The sequence below is a fragment of the uncultured Chloroflexus sp. genome, assembly GCF_937129525.1.
GTDB lineage: Bacteria > Chloroflexota > Chloroflexia > Chloroflexales > Chloroflexaceae > Chloroflexus.
On sequence record NZ_CAKZNK010000072.1, the window covers coordinates 1 to 19,876 of the forward strand.

General features: G+C 58.2%; 15 protein-coding genes. 3 read left to right on the forward strand and 12 right to left on the reverse strand.

Annotated features, from left to right (window positions below):
• The 4 genes from Q0650_RS08845 to Q0650_RS08860 form a co-directional block, all read right to left on the reverse strand.
• Window positions 1-217 (reverse strand): RCC1 domain-containing protein (locus Q0650_RS08845; RefSeq protein WP_298818039.1); only part of this gene is annotated, 217 nt, incomplete at its 3' end.
• 662 nt (window positions 218-879) lie between these two features.
• A complete protein-coding gene (locus tag Q0650_RS08850; protein ID WP_298818041.1) occupies window positions 880-2,892 on the reverse strand; it encodes an anti-sigma factor in 2,013 nt (670 codons plus the stop codon).
• Window positions 2,882-3,091: a hypothetical protein gene (locus tag Q0650_RS08855; RefSeq protein ID WP_298818043.1), complete on the reverse strand. Its 210-nt coding sequence runs from the start codon at window positions 3,089-3,091 to the stop codon at window positions 2,882-2,884. Before Q0650_RS08855 ends, Q0650_RS08850 begins: the two co-directional genes overlap by 11 nt.
• 22 nt (window positions 3,092-3,113) lie before the next feature.
• Complete coding sequence (locus Q0650_RS08860) at window positions 3,114-4,088, reverse strand: MoxR family ATPase (protein WP_298818045.1); 975 nt, start codon at window positions 4,086-4,088, stop codon at window positions 3,114-3,116.
• Window positions 4,089-4,260: 172 nt separating this feature from the next.
• Between Q0650_RS08860 and Q0650_RS08865 the strand changes: the two genes are divergently transcribed.
• Both Q0650_RS08865 and Q0650_RS08870 read left to right on the forward strand, forming a co-directional pair.
• Window positions 4,261-5,091 (forward strand): NAD(+)/NADH kinase, encoded by an 831-nt coding sequence (locus tag Q0650_RS08865; protein ID WP_298818086.1) that lies wholly within the window; start codon window positions 4,261-4,263, stop codon window positions 5,089-5,091.
• Window positions 5,092-5,399: 308 nt separating this feature from the next.
• On the forward strand, window positions 5,400-6,017 hold the full coding sequence (locus Q0650_RS08870) for an SRPBCC family protein (RefSeq protein ID WP_298818047.1): 618 nt from the start codon (window positions 5,400-5,402) through the stop codon (window positions 6,015-6,017).
• Window positions 6,018-6,089: 72 nt separating this feature from the next.
• Here the strand turns inward: Q0650_RS08870 and Q0650_RS08875 are convergent, their stop codons facing one another.
• From Q0650_RS08875 to Q0650_RS08905, 7 genes are all read right to left on the reverse strand, one after another.
• On the reverse strand, window positions 6,090-8,486 hold the full coding sequence (locus tag Q0650_RS08875; RefSeq protein WP_298818049.1) for a peptidoglycan recognition family protein: 2,397 nt from the start codon (window positions 8,484-8,486) through the stop codon (window positions 6,090-6,092).
• A gap of 197 nt (window positions 8,487-8,683) precedes the next feature.
• Complete coding sequence (locus Q0650_RS08880; RefSeq protein WP_298818051.1) at window positions 8,684-10,765, reverse strand: putative glycoside hydrolase; 2,082 nt, start codon at window positions 10,763-10,765, stop codon at window positions 8,684-8,686.
• A 184-nt stretch (window positions 10,766-10,949) separates the two neighbouring features.
• Window positions 10,950-13,886, reverse strand: a complete 2,937-nt coding sequence (locus tag Q0650_RS08885; RefSeq protein WP_298818053.1) for a GAF domain-containing protein — start codon at window positions 13,884-13,886, stop codon at window positions 10,950-10,952.
• 129 nt (window positions 13,887-14,015) lie between these two features.
• Complete coding sequence (locus Q0650_RS08890; protein ID WP_298818055.1) at window positions 14,016-14,918, reverse strand: histone deacetylase; 903 nt, start codon at window positions 14,916-14,918, stop codon at window positions 14,016-14,018.
• Complete coding sequence (locus tag Q0650_RS08895) at window positions 14,919-16,007, reverse strand: calcium/sodium antiporter (protein ID WP_298818057.1); 1,089 nt, start codon at window positions 16,005-16,007, stop codon at window positions 14,919-14,921.
• Between the two features lie 97 nt (window positions 16,008-16,104).
• Window positions 16,105-16,407: an RNA-binding protein gene (locus tag Q0650_RS08900; RefSeq protein ID WP_298818059.1), complete on the reverse strand. Its 303-nt coding sequence runs from the start codon at window positions 16,405-16,407 to the stop codon at window positions 16,105-16,107.
• Window positions 16,408-16,717: 310 nt separating this feature from the next.
• A complete protein-coding gene (locus Q0650_RS08905; protein WP_298818061.1) occupies window positions 16,718-17,749 on the reverse strand; it encodes a polyprenyl synthetase family protein in 1,032 nt (343 codons plus the stop codon).
• 250 nt (window positions 17,750-17,999) lie between these two features.
• Here Q0650_RS08905 and Q0650_RS08910 point away from each other — a divergent pair, with 250 nt between their 5' ends.
• Window positions 18,000-18,419 carry a BlaI/MecI/CopY family transcriptional regulator gene (locus Q0650_RS08910; RefSeq protein ID WP_298818062.1) on the forward strand — a complete coding sequence of 140 codons (420 nt, stop codon included), beginning with the start codon at window positions 18,000-18,002 and terminating at the stop codon, window positions 18,417-18,419.
• 67 nt (window positions 18,420-18,486) lie between these two features.
• On the opposite strand, the gene rimO is transcribed toward Q0650_RS08910, so the two are convergent.
• Window positions 18,487-19,860, reverse strand: coding sequence for a 30S ribosomal protein S12 methylthiotransferase RimO (gene rimO / locus Q0650_RS08915; RefSeq protein WP_298818063.1), 1,374 nt, complete (start codon window positions 19,858-19,860; stop codon window positions 18,487-18,489).
• Window positions 19,861-19,876 lie beyond the last annotated feature (16 nt).

Sequence of the window (19,876 nt, forward strand, 5' to 3'; positions counted from 1 at the left end):
ACCCCCAGCAATAAAGCTGCCCGGCCTCGTTAATCACGCAGGTGTGAGAGTCGCCCGCGCTCACCTGCGGCAGATTCGCCGCCGCCTGCGCTACCGGCGCGCCTACCGGCAGCGCCAGCGCGCCTGCCCGCCCGCCGATCGGCGCCCACGCCAGTCCCGCCAGCGCCAGCGCCAGCAGGCCGATCATCCCCCAGCGTTGCCATTGTCGGTGTTGCATTGGTCACTCCATCGCGACACACACAAACACTGTTACTCGCCAGTCGCCGCGCCTGCCATCGGTTCTGGCCCAGGCTCGACTGCCGCGCAGTTGACGCGCCCACGTCGCCGGGGAGCGCCGCTGAGCGTAATAACATCCCTGACGCTCCACGCCAATATCTGTGACCGACTGTAGCAACGCGCGCAACGCCGCGCAATCCCCCAATAGTCCCAGAAAAAACCAGTACTTCTAGAGCGTTTCTGCCAGTACCAAAGTTCTATCTGCCCTCGCGCGCAACAGGTCACCGGGCGCGCAGCCAGACTGACCGCATCCACACCTGCCGTGACCTGAGCGATGACACCGGCGCGCTAACCACGCGCTGCGCCCTGAGCGCGCGAAACGAGCGCAAGGTCAAACCTTGCGCCCGCCGTTACCTTCTCTTTCCATCATGCGCCCTTACCGCGTCACTAGCGGGAGGTAGACTTCCGTTGGGCCGGTCGTCACCACCACCACAGCGCAGCCGAATCGGCTCGCCGCCGACTCCGGCCACGTCCGGGTGGACGATACATGATTTCGTTGCCCTGTTACAGGAAGATTGTCGCGATGCGTAGCCTTACTCTCACCGGCAAATTCCCGGCTGCCACCCAGCTCGCCAACTGCGTTGAAAGTTGAAGTTGGGCTGACTACCGCACTGTCACTTCAGTCGATGCAAACAGCCCGGCTTGGGAACTGAGATCCAGTCGATTGGCCGGCTGCAACGAGGCAATGATGGCGCGCACTTCATCCAGCGTAAACCCAACCGCATCGAGTGAGACTCGAGTGCCGCTGCCACGACGAGGCGCATTCGTTTCAATTGCCGCCCGGTAGCGCTGTCCGCGCGCCGGTTCGATGCGCGTGCGCCATGGCCCGATGACCTCAACCGGAATGGAATTGTCAATGCCTGGCAGTCGATCAAAGGTAATGATCAGCCGCCGGCCAACGCCGGTATAGATCACGCCATTCATTCGCGGCCCGCGAAAACGCAGCAACGCTGCTCGATATACTCCTGTCGGCGCAGTTGCTGGCAGCACTACCGAATCAGCCATCTCGTTGAGGCGGGCCGGCGCGACTACCGTATTGATACGTAAGAGCGGCCATGCCGGATCAAAAAGTGTTTGGATCGGCGCGCCAGACGCTTCAGCTCGCCCGTTCCACGCTCGCTCAAAGGTGAAGGCATCGCGAATCTGGTCGCCCGTTACCAGCCATCTGAAATCAACCAGCTTCCAGACGACTCGACTGGTTTGAGTGGCGCCAGACGGCCCGATCAACTCCGTGATACTCAGTACGTGACCATCTCGCTCATCGATTGCCATGAGCACAGTTAAGGGTTCGGTAATTTCTGGCGGGAAGTCGATAGGGCTAAACCCGCGAAAACTGACAATAGCCGCCAGCCGGTCGCCAACCCGCTGCCGTCCCAGCAAACGCAGATTCGATGCAGCGGCGGCCTGTTGCAGGTACGAGTGCGGAATTGCCCATGGCCCGCTGGCCCGGCGCGCCTGGTAGGCTGTCTCCTGCTGTTCTGGGGTGAATGAAGTTACTACCAGATCCGGTTCGTCCGGCAGGGCGCGCACCGGCAGATCGCCGTAGAGGGTCGGCGCGTAGGCGCCATCGATTGCATAGTAGAAGCGACGACTGCCATCACCTAACTGAAATTCGTAGGGCGCGCCGCCTTCAACGTGACGTAGTTGCAGGCGATGGCGGGCCGGATTATCGCGGTCGTGCCAGATTTCGGCGAAGAGCGGGGCCAGGGTGCGATTGCTGAAATACCAGAGGGTCTGGTAGCGCGCCTGCCAGACGGGAGGGCCTTCCGGCTCGGGAATGCCGCCATGCGCGAGCGCCTGTGCCACCAGTTCCGCCGCACTCAACGTCGGTTCGGCTGCGTTGGTGATGACAACGGTGAACGATTGCCGAAACAAGCCGGGCAAGATGAGCAGCGCGACGATAGCGCCTAGCGCCAGCAACGGCGCGACCGACATGAGCTGCGCCAGCCGGTCGCGGGGGGTGGCAATCTTGAGCAGTCGAGCGGCAACGCGGGGTGGCAAGGGCGACTCGCTAACCCAGCGTCGCAACGCCGCCGCCAAATCACGCATTGCCTCATGCCATTCGCGTTCAAACAATCGACAGTGCGCGCAATTCGCGAGATGGTGTCGGGTTGCCTCAAACAGGCGTAGATGCTGGATTGGATCAATCAGCGCGCGCCGGGTTGGTTCGCACGCATCATCGCTCATCTGAACGGGCAGCGCGTGACCAGTTTTAGGCGCCAGAGTCTGCCCAGCCTGCGCCAGCGCATTCACTGCCTCTTCCGGATCACAATTGAGGATTCGAGCCAGCCGCGCGCTATCGGCCTTCAGCAGAACATTGGCCAATATCGCCATGCGCTGCGACAACGGCAAGGCGCGCAATGGCCCCAGGATTGGCGCCGCTGCCGGCGCCGGTCGGCGCTGGAGCGGGAGACCGGCAAACTTCACTACCGCCGCCTGATACAGGCGGGCAATCAGATCATCGTCGCGCCATGACACAGGTGGCGTGGCGCGCAATCCAATGGCCCACTGGCGCAGTAGTTGCCACGCTGCCCGCTCATCAGGCGCCAGCGCCAGAGCGATACAATAGCAGGTATCCCCAGTTTGAGAAAGCCAGTGCGTCAGTTCACTGTTCATCGCGAATCTTCGTTGACTGTTCTGGCAAGTCAGCGTCAGCCGCTAACTGCTCTTGCAACCGCCACATCGCCTTCACTCGCGCGCGATGCCACACTGCGCTCTTGGGGCCGGTCTCGCGCAGCAGCACGATCCGCTGCAACATGAGTCGCAAGCGCGCGCGTCGTTGCCATGCGCTCTCCTGTTGTTCATCAGAAGCCATCAGCGCGCCTCATTGCCACCGGTTAACCGGCAATCATTCGCTCAAACCGTCGTCCTGCTCGCGCTCCTGGCACCGGCGTTGACGCCAGCACCTCATCGATGATCGCCTGCGCTGTCACGTGCCGCACACGCGCCGCCGGACTGACAATCAGGCGATGGCCGAGAACCGGTTGCGCCAGTGCCTTGATGTCATCCGGCGTCACGTAATCACGTCCGTTCAATGCCGCCCATGCCTGCGCCGAGCGGTACAGCGCTAACGCGCCGCGCGTACTCGCGCCGAGGTAGACATCCGGGTGAGTGCGCGTCGCCGCAGTCATCGCCACAATGTACTCGACAATCAGATCATCAACGTGAACCTGCTTGATCTCTTCTTGCAGGGCCAGTAATTGATCAATTTCAACCACTTTGGGCAATGTTTCAAGCGGATGACCTTCACGTTGCCGCTTGAGAATGGCAATCTCGTCGAGTCGGTCGGCATAGCCGAGATGAACGCGCAACAGAAAACGGTCGAGTTGCGCTTCCGGCAACGGAAAGGTTCCTTCGTACTCAATCGGGTTCTGCGTGGCCAGCACGACAAACGGCTGTGGCAGCGGATGGGTAACGCCATCAACCGTAATCTGGCGCTCTTCCATCGCTTCCAACAGGGCCGATTGCGTCTTCGGCGTCGCGCGATTGATCTCATCGGCCAGCACGATCTGAGCCATAATTGGGCCGGGCCGAAACTCAAAATCGCGCGTCTGCTGATTGAAGATCGATACACCGGTTACATCGCCGGGCAACAGGTCAGGCGTACATTGAATGCGCTTAAAGCTCGAACCGATCGAGCGAGCAATACTCTTAGCCAGCATCGTCTTGCCGGTGCCAGGCACATCTTCAATCAAGACGTGTCCACGACACAACAAGGCAACCAGCACTAGCTCGACAATCCGGCGTTTGCCGATAATCACCTGTTCGACATTCGCCACGATCCGCGCAGCTACTTGCTGTACATTCTCCACATGCACCTCTATTTCAGATATTGTTTGACTTGATGCACAAGCAGTATACCACGATCACTGCCGGAAACGCCGGTTACGAAACCGCCAACCCGCTCCTTGAGCGCATTCGTCTCGCCCTGTTTGCTATTCCTATGGTATCCTGATGCAAACAGCGTTACACGGAGGTCTGGCAATGCTTGAGCGCGTGGCGGTCTTGTACAATCCACTGAGTGACGCCTCGATTCAGCTCTCGCGCGAAGTCGTTGATTGGCTGACAGCGCGCGGGGTCAATGCCATTCGCGGCGTATCGCAAGAGTTTCGCGATCAGCCGCAACTGGTGGCCGATTGCGATCTGATGATTGCTCTCGGCGGTGACGGAACCGTGCTCCGCGCTGCCCGGCTCTGCTTCCCGCACAATATTCCCGTCTTGCCGGTCGCCCTCGGCCATCTTAGTTTTATGGCCGAAATTGGCCCCGACGAAGTGTTCAGCGGCTGTGAGCAGATTATGAATGGCGGCGGCTGGTTTGACGAGCGAGCGCTGGTGCGCGCTCAACTCTGGCGCAAAGGGCAGAAACTCGGCCAGCACACTGCGCTGAACGAGGTCGTGATCTCGCGCAGCGACTTGAGTCGCATTGTAAACGTCCACGTTACCATTGACGATAGTCCATTGACTACCTATCACGCCGATGGGGTCATTGTCGCCACCGCCACCGGCTCGACCGCGTATGCGCTGGCGGCGGGTGGGCCGATTGTCGATCCCCGCTCACAAGCGCTTGTGCTGGTGCCAATTGCCGCCCATCTGACCAATATTCCGTCGATGGTGCTGCACGAAGACGCCGTGGTTACTATGCAGCTCCGTTCTCGTCACCACGCGCTGCTGGCAGTCGATGGACGCGAAAATATTGACCTGATCGAAGGGGATGAAGTTGTAGTGCGACGTAGCCCGCAGGTTTGCACCTTCGTGCGGCTCCGCCCCAGCAATCAGTTCTACACCCAACTGGTCGCCCGGTTGCGCCGTTCGTGAACGCTACTGCTGATCGCTATCTCTGAAGTGTCATATAATTTAATTGTTCGATGCAGTGCGCTGCGCGCCATGGCCTGAACCGTACAGCGCCATCACTTTGCCGGGCAAGCGCCGTTATCACATCTTTGCCCGCTTGCCGCTATCGGCGACGCCCAGAACACTGTAACGACGAGACACATTGTTGTTATCGCGCCGTCAGCGCGAGCGAATATCGGCTTCAATCACTCTATTTCACCGCTGCGCCGTAACGAGCGCAGCAGATAAAGCCTCGCCAGCGTATCGCAAGCAGATCAAGGAGAAGAGAACGTATGATTCGTTACACAGGCGCTTCGGTGAGTGGTCGCATTAATGCCCCGATTGAGGCCATCTGGGAACTGGTAAGCGATGTTGAGCGCCATCCACAAATTGCCGGCAGCGGCGAAGTGCAGGCAGTGACGATTCGCGGCGGGCGACCGCTCACCGCTGGCGCAGTGTTTGAGTCACAACAGTTTATGCGCGGGATACACTACGTGACGGCTAACCGGGTGGTGATCTGGGATCCTCCCTACCGGTTTGCCTGGCGCGTCGGTCTGCCCAGCGCCCCCGGTATTGCCCAAATCTGGATGTTCCATCTCCAGCCGGAAGCCAATGGCGTTCGGGTGACCAATGGCGTGGCGCTGATCTATGCGCTCCCCACATTCTTCCCGTTTTCTCTCTTGCGCAAGAAGATTGCTCAGGGTTACGCCAGCTCGATGACCCCAACCCTCGACAATTTAGCCCGCATGGTCAATGCGCCACCACCTGCTGATGTGCGGGAGGTGACCGAACCGCCTGCCGAACTCACCGCTCTCTTGCCGCCACTGATCGTGCCCGGCGCAACCATGATCGCCGCTGCCATTGCCGCTGTGGCCGGTGCGCTGGCAATCCGGCGGCGACTCCAGCGCTGATTGCTCTCTAAAGATCAGATGCCAGGCAACGGGCGATTGCCCAATCCTGGCATCTGTGTTTTCTCCCATCAGTTATGGTAGTGGAATGCCCAATGTCGCACTGCCGCCACGCGCGCCACCGCCGGGATAGATTGAGCGCTCGGCCACAATTGGTTGATTGCTACGCACAATTGCAGCGACAGCAGTCTCGTTGGGGAAGGCTTCATGCAGCGCGAGCGTGTAGCGCGCTCCGGCGGCAACACGCGCGCCTACCTCTGTCTTCGTGCCATCGCCGAAGATGACCTCAACTGTTACAACTGCCGATAACGGGCTGGTGTTGCTCAGACAGAGATAGTATGTCGCGTCGCTGGTACGACCATCAATGAAGGCCCAGCGGTATGCCGGAGCGCGCGCGCCAACCCCAATTGTGCCCACCGTGCCGCCCGCAAAGCGCATAACCCGCTCAACCGCCACCGGACGGTCAGCAGTTACTTCGGTGGCAAAACCGAGATCGGAAACCACTTCATTTACATCGATTGCCAGTTGCGCGCGCGGCGGAATGGCGTAGCGTCGCGTCGCCGCAACCCCCTGCGGACCGCGAAAACTGGCCTCAACGTTGGCCGGTTGATTGTTTGGATTGAGTACCAGCAGCCAGGTTCGAAACTCGCCTTCGGTAGTGCCTTCGGCAAAGAGCCATCGTCGTGAAAGCGTGTCAATCCCGCGCCCGGTATGCAAACCGCTTCCGCCAGGCCCGAATCGCATGGTGCGCTCAACCGCTACCGGCTGATCGGCAATGATCCGCGCGCCAAAACTGGTATCAGCCAGCGGACGGGTGCCATCGGGTAAGGTAATGTCATGCACTGCCACCACCAACCGACTGCGCGCCCCGATCTGCACCTCTTGCTCGAAGATAGCGCCGTTGCGCTCCATGTAGGTAATCTGCGCTCTGGTGTCACTCGACTGTGGATTGAAGATGATTAAATACGTCTGGGTCTGTTCAGTCGTGCTTCCTTCCGCAAAGTACCAGACCCGCGAGAGGCGATCAATTCCTGGCCCGCTGTCAATATCGCTGGTTAGCGCCATCGATCGCTCGGCCAGGATGGCCTCGTTGGCTTCAACAATCGCTGGCAATGAATTGGCGCCTGGCACAACGTCATTGACATTTACATCAGCGCGACCGCTGCCAGGCACCTGCACTTCCCGCACAATCGGCTGGCCACCGGTCGGCAAGAAGGTAATCCGCGCCCTTGCCGGTCGCGAAGCAGGGTTGTAAAGGCTTAGACGCTGGCTGTAACCAGCGGTGTTCCCTTCCGCAAAAAACCAGCGCGCTCGCACGGTAGCCGTATCCGTCTGTTCCCGTAGCGCCGGCAGGAGGGCGCGCAATGCCGGGTACGGATCCACCGCTGCCGGACTGACCTCGGAATGACCGGCAATCGTCGGGCGCAAGCCACCATTCGCCGTTGGTTGTTGAGCATTCGGCGCAATGTTGTAGGTCTGGGTCAGCCAGGCCAGCAATGCAATCAAGCGGGATTGAGCAGCCGGCGTGAGCGATTGATTGGCCGGTGTCAGCAGGGCAATCTGCACATCGGCGACGCTGCCCGCCACCTGACGCACCAGTGAAGTCGGCCCACCCAGCCGCCCCTCAAACAGATTTCCCTCGCTATCGATAATGTAATGATAGATGAGGTCGTCCCAATCAAGCACATTTGTCTGATACACCAGCAGAGCGCGCAAGTAGGCCAGCGTGGCTGCCGGTGGCACATCAATCGCAAGCTGATGGATGACAACACCGCGCGGATCACGTCGATCAGGCCGGGCTGCTGCCGGTTCGGCCCAATCGACACGCGCAATCTGAAGTGGGCGCGGAGTGAGTACCGGCTGGCCAAACAAGATTGGGCGTTGCGGCAAACCGGCAGCGAAGATCGGCGGCGTGATCTGGGTGGCCAGGTATGTCACCGTGACATCGTTGAGCACTGCCGAGGCGCGTGGAATCTGGCTGGTAAACGTCACCCGCAATTGCAGATAGCGGGTATCTTCTGGCAACGCCAGCGGCGCAGCCGTTGCCATTGCTTCAGCGTCAGCAGCCGGCGGTTCGTCGGCAGCAACCAACGGCAACCAAGGCCCCCAATCATCATCACCGCCGGTTGGCGGCGTGGCCCGCGCCCGCAATTCCAGACGCACATCGGTGCCGGAAACCAGCTCGGCCCGCCAGATCGCGCCGGCTGCATTGGTAGCAAACGCCGTCTCGAACGGCGCTGAGATAAAGCTACCTTCACTCGCTTCGGCGTCGAGCCGCAGTTCACCGCCGCTATTGTTCGCCACCAGCAAGCCCTGCACTTCACCGGCTTGCCAATCGCTCACACTGCTCAGACGCCAACTCGACACCTGCGCCGCCAGACGATCGGGCCGTGCCATCACCGGCCAGGTCGTCACCAGGATTCCGGCCAGCGCGATCAGCAGGCCTACTCTCAGCGCCATTTGTCGACTCATACCTTGCGCCTCGTTGCCAGAGCGACTTGCGCCACTCGGCCCAGATCAGGCTACTGTCATGTCTAAACGTTCATCGTGGATATGATTATACCGGCAGATACAGCCTGTCGTCCACTTTTTTAAACTCAAAACGCATGACAATTCACTGACCAGACGGATCGAGCCGGGCGTCAGGTCGACTCGATCCCTCTGATTCCTTAGCGGTCGGGACGAACCGCGCCGTTGAACGCGCCTTTGTACAGGTTAGCCGAGTCGTACAACAGCCAACCTGATGCCGCTTCCGGCTGCTCTTCTGTCGCATCAATCTGGGCGCGCACCTCTGCCGGGCCATACTCAACCACGACCGGCGCCCAGGGGTCGGTGTGGTCTTGCAGCCATGGCCGTTGCTTGCCATAGCTGGCCGCCATCTGCCGGCCACCATTCCGCACTGCGATCTGAAGCGTTTCGTAAGGGAACTTAACCGGCACGGCGATATTTTCCAGCCCACCCCACCAGAGCGACGGATACGGCATCGGGCAAACATAATCGGTAAATTCACCCATGCGAGCCATGTCCTGCGCGATTGTCAGCGAAGGCCCGTTTACGACCCGACCGAAGACATCAACCGACATAAATGCGCCAGCAGCGTTTACCGCATAATGCGCCCGTTGCATAAATTCGAGAATGACATCGAACATCCGGCCCGGATTATCAACCGGATCAATCGGTTCGCTAAACAGCAGCTTATCGCGAAATTCGGCCCGTGTGCCAAACCAGTCTGGGAAACGGATATAGTCAAAGTTGATCTCATCAAAGCCCATCTGCGCCGCCTCAACCGCCAGCGCAATGTTGTAATCCCAGACATTCTGGTTGGTCGGATCGAGATAAGCGTAGCGAATACCCGGCCCCGGATAATCGGCGTACACTTCACCGGTCGAGCGGAGCCGAATCGACCATTCAGGGCGGGCATCAGAGAGGGCGTTATCGTGCGAGAAGAGCTGTACCCGCGCAATGGTATAGATACCCCGCTCTTTGGCTTTCGCCAGGATCGAGGCAAAATCGACTCTTGGCGCGCTGAGACCCAATTCACGCACCAGCGGCACCTGTGAGTCGTAATAGACCATGCCCAAATCGTCACGCAGGTCGCTCTTGATGTCGATCACAATGGCGTTTAGCTCAGTCTGGTCGATCAGATCAAAGAATCGATCAACCAGTCGCGGCACTGACGCAACTGCAGCAGTGATGTAGATACCACGCACATAGAACGGTTCCAGTTCGATTTGTTCCGGCATCTTTCCCGGCTCAATCGGGATAACCCGTTTGGCATACCCTGGAGCCAGCACCTGCACAAAACCGCGCTCGGGGAGATTGGACAGGCGGAACCGCCCTTCCACACTGTCGTTGATTCGCACAAACGATACTGCGGTTGAGGTAATCGTTTCGGTCGCGATAATCGCGGCATTCGGCACCGGCTTGCCGGTTGTTGCATCGATGAGCTGAGCAAAGAGGGTATCAGGCCGGATTGCCACATCAAGCGTCGTCGCGCGGGTAAACGCCTGCGTGGCTGCCGCAAAACCATCGGCTTCGACGGTCACTTCACCGCTTGCCGTCGGCACATCGCGCAATACGTAGCGTCCGTCGGCGTCGGTTGTGACGCTCAAGGCAGCGAGTTTGACCGTCGCGCCAGGGACGGGCTGACCAGTATAGGCGTTTGTCACTACACCGCTCAGCGTATTGGGGCGCAAACTGAGATCGAGCGCGGTTGCGCGCGTTACCGTCTCAGTAGCCGGCGCGTAATCAGAGGCGCGCACTGTTAGCGTGAATGTCTCTGGCACATTGATCAGCGTGTATCGTCCGGCGGTATCGGTCAATACAGACTCCGTTGCATTATCGGCCAGACTCACCTCTGCGCCGCTAATCGGTTGACCGGTATAGGCATCGGTCACAACTCCACTCAGCGTATTGGGGCGCAGCGTCGTGGTGATCGTGACAGTGAAAACACCGCTTTCGCCAACGCCAGGCTGGTTAGCCAGGGGCAGACTGAGCGATTCATAGGCCGGCGCCGTCAGTGCCAGCGTATCCTCCGGTTGCCAGCGGTCGGTCTGGAAGCGCCCCTGCTCATCGGTTGTCAACGTCTGCTCGCCAATTGCCACTGTTGCCCCGGCAACCGGCTGTCCGGTATAGGCGTCGGTCACAACACCGGTAAGCACGACCGGACGAACGGTACATCCAACCAGGAGCATCAACAGCAAGAGCAAGAAAAACCAGCGGCGAGCCTTTCGCCCATGTAACAACGCCATGGTTGTCAAACTCCTTTTTATTTTGGGATCTGCCGGGAACCTGCGCACCGGCCAGGTGTATCTTAAAAGGTTGACAACAGACTGTCAAGAAAGCTATCGTGACCGTCTTCTTGATTGACAGATCGTCAGGTAAATTCACAAAAAGCGAAGATGTTCTTCACAAAAACAAAAGGAGAGGCATGGTTCATGATGCCACATTGACCAAACGATCAACTAATACTTCGTAGATAATGTGTGGTTCCTGTTTCCCTTTCAACTTTGTTGCGCCTAACTCGCGCAGCGGATAGATTGATTGGCCACCGAGCGCCTGAACTAAATGTGATGAAACAATAATCTGTCCGGCCTGAGCAATCCCGCATAAGCGTGAGGCAGTATTGACCACATCGCCAATCAGGGTATAATCCTGGCGCTGCTCTGAACCGATATTGCCTACGACGGCTGAGCCGTAACTGATGCCAATCCCCATGCCGATCTGAAGACCCAGCTCATCTTGCCAGATTTTGGTCAACTGGCTAAAGGCCTGCTGCATGGCTACTGCTGCCTTGAGCGCGCGTTGTGGATCATCGGGATGCGCGATTGGCGAACCGAATACGCCGATGAGTCCATCGCCCAGAAACTTATCAATTGTGCCATCATGCGTGTAGAGCGCCTCAGTCATTGCCGTAAAATAGCGGTTCAGGATCTGTTCAACCAGCACACGCGCATCAATCTGCTCGGTCAGGGTAGTAAAACCGCGCATATCGGCGAAAAGCACCGCCACCGCGCGTTCAGTTGGCGCGCCGAAATTCCCGCCGGCGCTGAGCAGACGTTCGGCGATCTGCGGCGAGACATAGCGGCGAAAGACGCTACGCACACGCTCGCGCTCTTGCCATTCGAGCTGTTTAATCGCGCTAATATCGCGGAATACGACAACTCGACCCAGCGCTTTCCCGTCAACACTGCGCACAGGCGCAATACTCACGCTGAAGTGCAACTGCGGCCTCGGCTCGATCTCAACCGTGGTCGGCTGCTCACATTCGAGCAATGGCGAAATGGAGTGCAAAGCCGGAAATTGATCGACCGGCTGGCCGTGGTGTACGTCCGGATCGATCTGCAACCGTTCGCGCGCCGCCGGATTAGCCAGCAATAAGCGCGCGTCGGGATCAATCAATACGATTGGATCGGGCGCGCCGCGGAGCACAGCGTCTAGCGTGGAACGTTCGTCACTCACAATGCGGTATAGACGAGCGTTCTCCAGAATCTGCACGATCAGACTGGTCACGGTAGAGACCATCTCAAGTTCAGTCTTTTCCAGCACGCCGCGCGCTGTTGTATCCAGACAGAGTACGCCTTGCGTTTGGCCATTCACCTTCAACGGCGCTAGCAAGACTGAGGTAATCTCACAGCGCCCCAATAACGTCTCCAACTGAGCAACGTTGATCAGAGCGCCAGGATCGTCAATCAATTTCGGTTGCTCCAACATTGCCACCCGTGCCGCCAAAAATGGATGACGCTGGATGAGCTGCCTCAGCTCGGCTTCGTATTGCGCTATCGGCCCGCTCAACGCAATGACGGTATCAGTAGATTGCGGGCCGAAGAGAAGCATTGCCGCCTGTCTTGCGCGAAAGATATGCGCCACCGAATCCAGCGTTCGTTGCAAGTTTTCGGGCGCAGCGATTTGCGCGGTTAGCGCCAGCGACAGGCGGTTGATCTCGCTTAATTGCCTGATTCGACGCTGCTCGTTCTCAAATAATCGCGCATTGCCGATGGCAATTGCCAGTTGGTTGGCAATTGCCAGCAAAATGGCTTCATCGTTCTCGCTAAAAGCAGCCGGTTGCGGACTCCGCACCTCGATCGTGCCCAACACCTCTCGCGGCAACAGGATCGGCACGCTCAAGCCCGAACGCATCCGCACTTCATCAGGCAACATTGGCACAAACCGCGCCTCGCGCGACAGATCGTCGATGCGCAGTGGTTTGCCATGACGGAAAACCCATCCACTCAAACTCCTCTCACTCGCCAGCGCGAGCTTCGTTGACACCGACTGGTTCGCCTTTGCGACTGCCCGCGCGATCAATTGGTTTTGCTCGCGCATCACGAGCGCCACCAGCGGATAGCCAAACTGATGATGGATCATCTGCACCAGCAATCGACCCAGTTGATCCATCTGCATCAATTCTGAGAGCAGTCGGTTTAACTCGTTGATCCGACGCAGCTCCTCAGCCCGTCGGGCCAGTAGTTCTTTCTGTTGCTCGCTTAACCGGTACAAACGCGCGCTTTCCAGCGCTACCGCGCTCTGAGCGGCCACCGATGCCAGTAACTCGAGGTGTTCGGCAGTGAAGTATCCCGGCGTGTGATGAACGAGGGTGATCACCCCCCACACCCGATTGTCGCGAATGATCGGCATTGCCGCCACCGACCGCACATCGTTGTGCACATCGGAAGTTACCAACCAGCGCGAGTCGAGGCGGGTATCAGTAATCAGGATCGGGCTGCGTTCGCGCAAAGCCAACCCGGCCACACCGTAACGCAAGATGTCTTGCAATTCGGCTACCGGCTGATGTCGGCTGCTTGAATAGAGCATGATCTTGTCTTCAACAAACCCGGTCAGAATGATACTGGCTCGAATTGCGCCAATCGCATCGGCAAGGTGGTTGAGAAAACCGGTCAGCAAAACATCAAGGTCGATGCTTGATCCCAAATCGCGCGACAGATGAAGTAGTAGCTCGGTTTTGCGTTGCTCGTGTTGCAGACTGCGCTGCGCGCGTTGCAGGCGCAACAACGCGCGCACCCGCGCCAGCAACAGGTTGAAATCAACCGGCTTGAGCAAGACATCGTCGGCGCCGGCATCGAGATTGCTGACGCTGGTATCGAGATCGGCATGGGCCGAAACAATGATGACTGGAATGAATGGCTTGGAAACATCGGCCTTGATGCGACGAGTCACCTCAGCGCCATCAATGCCGGGTAGCGCCAGATCAAGTAACACCAGATCGGGAGTAATTAATTGCAAAAAGCTCAGCGCTTCTTCGCCTGAATTAGCCACCGATACCCGGAAACCATCGCGGATAAGCACAGCCTGGAAGAAACGCCGAATATCAGGATCGTCTTCAACGACAAGAATATGTGCTGGTTCGGGCATACCCGCTCCCCGTGAGATCGTCCCCGCCTGTAGTATAGCATGTGAATGCGGAATTGCACGACTGCAGGGCAGGCGAGATAAACGATCATCACTGAGGACTGAAGCCGATAGGACCGGGCGTATTCGTGTCTACCCTCGATCCAGTTCAGCCGCTGCCGCTACGGTATGAGCATGAATATCGACGGTATTGGCAATCTGCCGCGCATAGCCGCCAGCCATCGTCACCGCCACCGGCACGCCGGCTGCCCGGCAATAGCCAAAGACCAATCGATCGCGTTCGGCCAGGCCCGCCTTCGTTAAACTCAACCGACCCAACCGATCATCGTAATACGGATCGGCGCCGGCCAGGTAGATCACCAGATCGGGTCGGGCTGCGGCAAAGGTCTGCTGCAATCCCCACTCAAGCGCGTCAAGGTAGACAGCGTCACCGGTAGCATCAGGCAACGCAATGTCGAGATCACTCTGCTGTTTCCGAAAGGGAAAGTTATGCGCGCCGTGGATCGAGAAAGTAAAGATCGCCGGATCGCCGGACAGAATTGCCGCAGTGCCATCACCCTGATGGACATCACAATCGATGATTGCAATCCGGCGCGCCCGACCTTCAGCCTGCATGGCGCGCGCCGCCACTGCCGCATCGTTGAAGACACAGTAACCGGCGCCGGCATCAGCAAAAGCGTGGTGAGTGCCACCGGCCAGATTGACGCCTACCCCCTCGCTTAACGCTACCCGACAGGCAGCAATTGTTGCCCCAGCAGACCTTCGCGATCGTTCGACCATCGCTGGCGACCACGGAAACCCGATCCGGCGTTGTTCAGCAGCAGTCAACTGCCCGTTCAGTACGCGCTCGATATATGCTGGCGTATGCGCGCGGGCCAGTTCTGCCACAGTCGCCGCTTCGGGCACGTGCAACCGTTCGAGCGGTACAATGCCCTCAGCTACAACGCGCTCGCGCAACAGCGCATACTTCTCCATCGGGAAACGATGACCCGGCGGTAGCGGCAAGACAAACGTGTCAGAATAAAAGGCTCGCATCTATTCGACCGTACTCGTTCCAGTCGTGATCCGGCGACGACGCTCTTCACCCAGCCAGCGCAATGCTCGCACCACCAGCAACACAACTGTGAGCGGTATCAACAATAACCCGACCACTGCGCTGTAAACTGACAATTGATCACTGCCGTTCGCGCTGAGAATCAGATAGAGCGTATAACTGAGGTAATAGACCAGCAGCAAACTGCCCTCACGCTGCGAAACGATGCAGCGGGTAAAGAAAATGGGCAGACAGATCAGCGCGGCCCCAACCATAACCGGCAAATCAAGCCAGATCGTCACTTCGGGCACCGTGATTGGCTGCGGCGAGAGCGCCATTGTCAACGCCAGCACGAACAGCAGATTGAGCACATTGCTACCGATCACATTGCCAACCGCAATGTCACGCTCACCGCGCAATCCGGCAACCACCGAGGTAGCGATTTCAGGCAAGGAAGTCCCAATGGCGACAATCGTCAGGCCAATGATCAGCTCGCTGACTCCCAACCACGTGGCAAAGGTTACCGCACCATCAACCAGCCAGCGCGCCCCTACCACCAATAACGCCAACCCACCGGCAATCATTGCCAGTTGTAGTACCAGCGCTTGCCAGCGATGAGGATGCTGATGGCGCGAGTCCGACTGCTCTGCTTGCGTGCCGCGTGGCCACATCACCCACAGATACCCGATCAACCCCAAGAGCATAATCGCGCCATCCACCCGCGACAGTGAACGATCGAGCGCCAGCAACAAGGTCAACAGCGAAGCGCCGATCATAACCGGTAAATCGCGGCGAAAGATCTGGCGATCCACCGGCAGCGAGCCAAACATCGCTGCCACGCCGAGGATTAACATCACGTTTGCAATGTTGCTGCCAATGATATTGCCCAGCGTGATGTCGCCCTGCCCGGCAAATGCCGATTGCAAACTGACCGCAACTTCCGGAGAACTGGTACCCACTGCCACCACTGTCAGGCCGATAATCAGCGATGAGACCCCAAGACTGGCAGCCAGGCTCGCCGCGCCGCGAACTAACAGATCGGCGCCAAAAACCAGCAACACGATCCCGGCGACAAAGAGCACAATCACCATAACTACATCCTGACACAACGCGCCCCCTGTCGATGACAGGGGGCGAAATAATCCCGCTCACGAGCCAGTTGAGGCGCGACCGGCTCGACGGGAAGCGTCAATAACGCCGGCCGCCGAAACCGCCGCGATCACCACCGGAACGAGGGCCGCGCGAACCCTTGTCCTCAGCCTCGTTGACCCGAATTTCACGACCATTGATCGGCTGACCATTGGTCTGGCTGATGACCTTCGCTACATCAGCGACATCCATCTCGACAAAGCCAAAACCACGTGATCGACCCGTCTCACGATCGTTAATTACTCGCGCGCTGCGCACATCACCGTAGGCCTGAAAGAACGACTCCAGTGTTGCGTCATCTACGCTCCAGGCCAGATTGCCAACAAAGAGCTTCACGTACATCCGGTCCCACTCCCTCCGCATTGTTACCAAATGCGGTCACTCACGGGGCTAATGCCCACAAACCACGCCTCCGAAACAGTACGCCACACGCTTCGCCTCTAAGCGGTAACGGTTCACAGCGCCGCGTGCTGTTCCTCAGGCGTGGAGGTCATGCGGGCAGGGGAGTCGATCGGGCCATGAGCGGACGAACAGACTCTCGCGGCAACGTGACGCTGTGTAACGGCTATAGTGTAGCACATTCAGCGCCGAATGAAAAGACCTTTGAAGTCTCAGTTAATAGCAGGTTATGGTCGGTGCCCGATCAACCGGTTTATGATTGTCTTCCGATCAAACTTTGGGTCAATGCGCGCAGGCGTTCCCGCGCCGCTATTGCCGCCGGGGTCGGCGATTGCACTGCCGCAAGCGCCGCAAATGCTGCCTGATGATGTTCGCCGGCCATTGCTGCGCAGTAGGTGCGCGAACCGGCTGCATCAAGAATGGCAAGCGCTTCGGCGACTGCCGCATCGTCAAGAACGGATTGTCGGTAGAGTGCGGCCAATCGCTCGCGATCAGGGCTATGCGTCAGCGCGTGGACGACCGGCAAGCTTACCTTGCGCCGATAGAGATCAGCCGCAAATGGCTTGCCGGTCTGTTCCGGCGCGCCCCAAATCCCCAAAATATCATCTTCGATCTGGAAAGCCAGACCCAATGCGCGACCAAACTCGGAGAGCGCCGCAACCGTTGCTTCCGGCGCGCCGGCAGCCCGCGCCCCTAACTCGGCAGCGCCGGCAATCAACGCTGCCGTCTTGCCGCCGATCATCGCGAGATAGTCGTCCGGTGTGATACTCAGATCGCCCTCAAAGCTGAGATCGAGGTACTGACCTTCACAAATGCGCAAGATAATTTCATCAAACCGACGCAAAATCGTCAATACCCGTTCAACAGGCACACCAGTATCGGCGAGCCGGTGAATTGCCAGATGCGCAATCACAAACATTGCATCACCGGCATTGATGCCGTGAGCCAAACCCCAAATGTTCCAGAGTGTGCGCCGACCTCGTCGCATGGCGCTGTCATCCTCGATGTCGTCGTGAATCAGCGAGAAATCGTGCAGTAACTGGATACCCGCCGCCAACGGCAATGCCTGTTGGGGATCGCCGCCGGCTGCTGCGCAGGCCAGCAATACCAGTTGCGGTCTGATCAGCTTGCCCGGATCGGCTGTAGCAGGAGTCAAATCTTCATTACGCCAGCCGAGGTGATATTCCTGCATAGCGTAGAACCGACTTAACCGTCCTTCGACCACCGGAAATGCGGCGCGCATTTCCGCCTGAATTTGTGTTTTAACGTCATGTTCTGTCGTCATACGCATTACAAATCCATTACATCTATAAGTTTCCACAGATAGTTCAGCAGCAATCTATCAAAAGAAGCAAATCCGCAACGTTTTTCAAGCGATTACGACAAATTATCGTAGAAGACAATCAACTAATAGTACTATCTTTCATCATTACGTAATTTTTTGATCTTTTCGAGTTGATGGTGAAGCCGTACACTCGCAGCAAGGGATAGAACCGTGATGTACAGCTATCACTGTCAACTTGTGAGGTGTGATTATGGCATTCAACCTGCGCTTTCGTTTCAGCCCAACCAAAGATGGCCTGGTCAAAGTGCTCGGTCCGCTCGAGACGGAAATTATGCAAATCCTTTGGCAAGAGGGAGCTAGCACTGTCAAGAAAGTCCATCGCAGGTTAGCCCAACAACGTGACATTGCCTACACGACTGTTATGACCACGATGAGTCGCCTGGCCGAGAAAGGCGTGCTTAAGCGTGAACGAGAAGGGCTGGCCTACGTCTACACACCGGTCATCAGCGAAGATGAGTTTGTCAATATGGTGGTGCGACAGGTGCTCGATGGCCTGCTCGACGATTACAGCGATACTGCGATCTCATATATGGTCGATTACCTGGCTCACAACAACCCGGCTGAATTACGTCGACTCCAGCGCGAAATCAGTCGCCGGTTGAACACGTAAATCCTTGCCACTCCCACATGCCTCCCTGCGTGACAGGGTACACACCGCTGCCACGCAGGGAATGGCATCATTGTTGCTCTGCTTCACCCCACAGATCGTATTCAGTGGCCTGAGTCACCTTCACCGATACCATGCTACCCACCGGGAAATCTCCCCACACAAACACCTGACCATCAACTTCAGGCGCATCACGGAACGACCGCCCAACACTGAGGGCGCTGCCGTCATCGGCAACGCCGTTACCTTCGATCAGAACGGTCAGAGTGCGCCCAATCCAGCGCCGGTTGCGCGCGCGCGAAATCTGCTGCTGTACCTGCATCAGTTCGTGCCAGCGACGTTCGATGACCTGAGGCCGCACCTGATCGGGTAGTTCGGCAGCCGGCGTGCCCGGCTCGCGTGAATAGCGGAAAGCGCCAACCCGATCGAGCTGCGCCGCGCGCAAGAATTCGAGCAGAGCGTTGAACTCGGCAGTAGTTTCGCCGGGATAGCCAACAATGAACGTTGACCGAATGGCAATATCGGGCATAGCCGCGCGCAATTCGGCAATCAGACGCAACGTGCGGTCGGTGTCAGGTGGACGCCGCATGCGGCGCAGGGTTGCGGGATGGGCATGTTGGAGCGGCATGTCGAGGTAATGGCAGATCTGGGGATGAGAAGCCATCGTGGCGATCAATCGCTCGTTGATCCCGTGGGGGTAGGCATACATCAGGCGAATCCAGATGTCTGATGGCGTCACCTGGCACAGCTCTTCCAGCAGCGTTGCCAGACCATCTTGCAAACCCAAATCGCGACCGTAATCGGTCAGATGCTGTGCCACCAGCACGATCTCGCGCGCGCCTTGCGCCACCAGTTCCTGCGCTTCAGCCAACACTGCCCCAACCGGCTTCGAGCGCATATCGCCTTTAAAGCTGGGAATGGTACAAAAAGCGCAGCGGAGATTGCAGCCATCAGAGATTTTGAGGTAAGCGGAAGGTGTGTGGCGGGTGCGCCGAATCTGCGTTGTGCGCCAATCAGCATACGAGACCGGTTGACCATTGGCAGTCGTGGCAATGAGGGGAATGGTTACGAATGCTCGCTCTGCAAAGCGTGAACCGCTTGACTGCGCCAATTGGTTCACCAGATTGCCGATCTGTGTCCATTGTTGTGTGCCAAGCGATACATCAACGCCTTGCACTGCCGCCACCTCCGCCGGATGGCTCTGGGCCATACAGCCGGCGGCAATCAAGCGCTGGTCAGGCCGTTTGCGCTCGGCCAGTTCCTTCAACACTCCGAGAGTCTCGGCGCGAGCGGCAGCAATGAAACTACAGGTATTGACGATAATGACATCAGCCTCAGTGGCGCTGGCAACCGCTTCATGTCCCTCTGCGCTGAGCAAGCCATCCATGCCTTCACTATCTACTGCATTTTTCGGGCAGCCCAGCGTGACGATATGGTATTTCATCGGTAAGGTTCTCTTT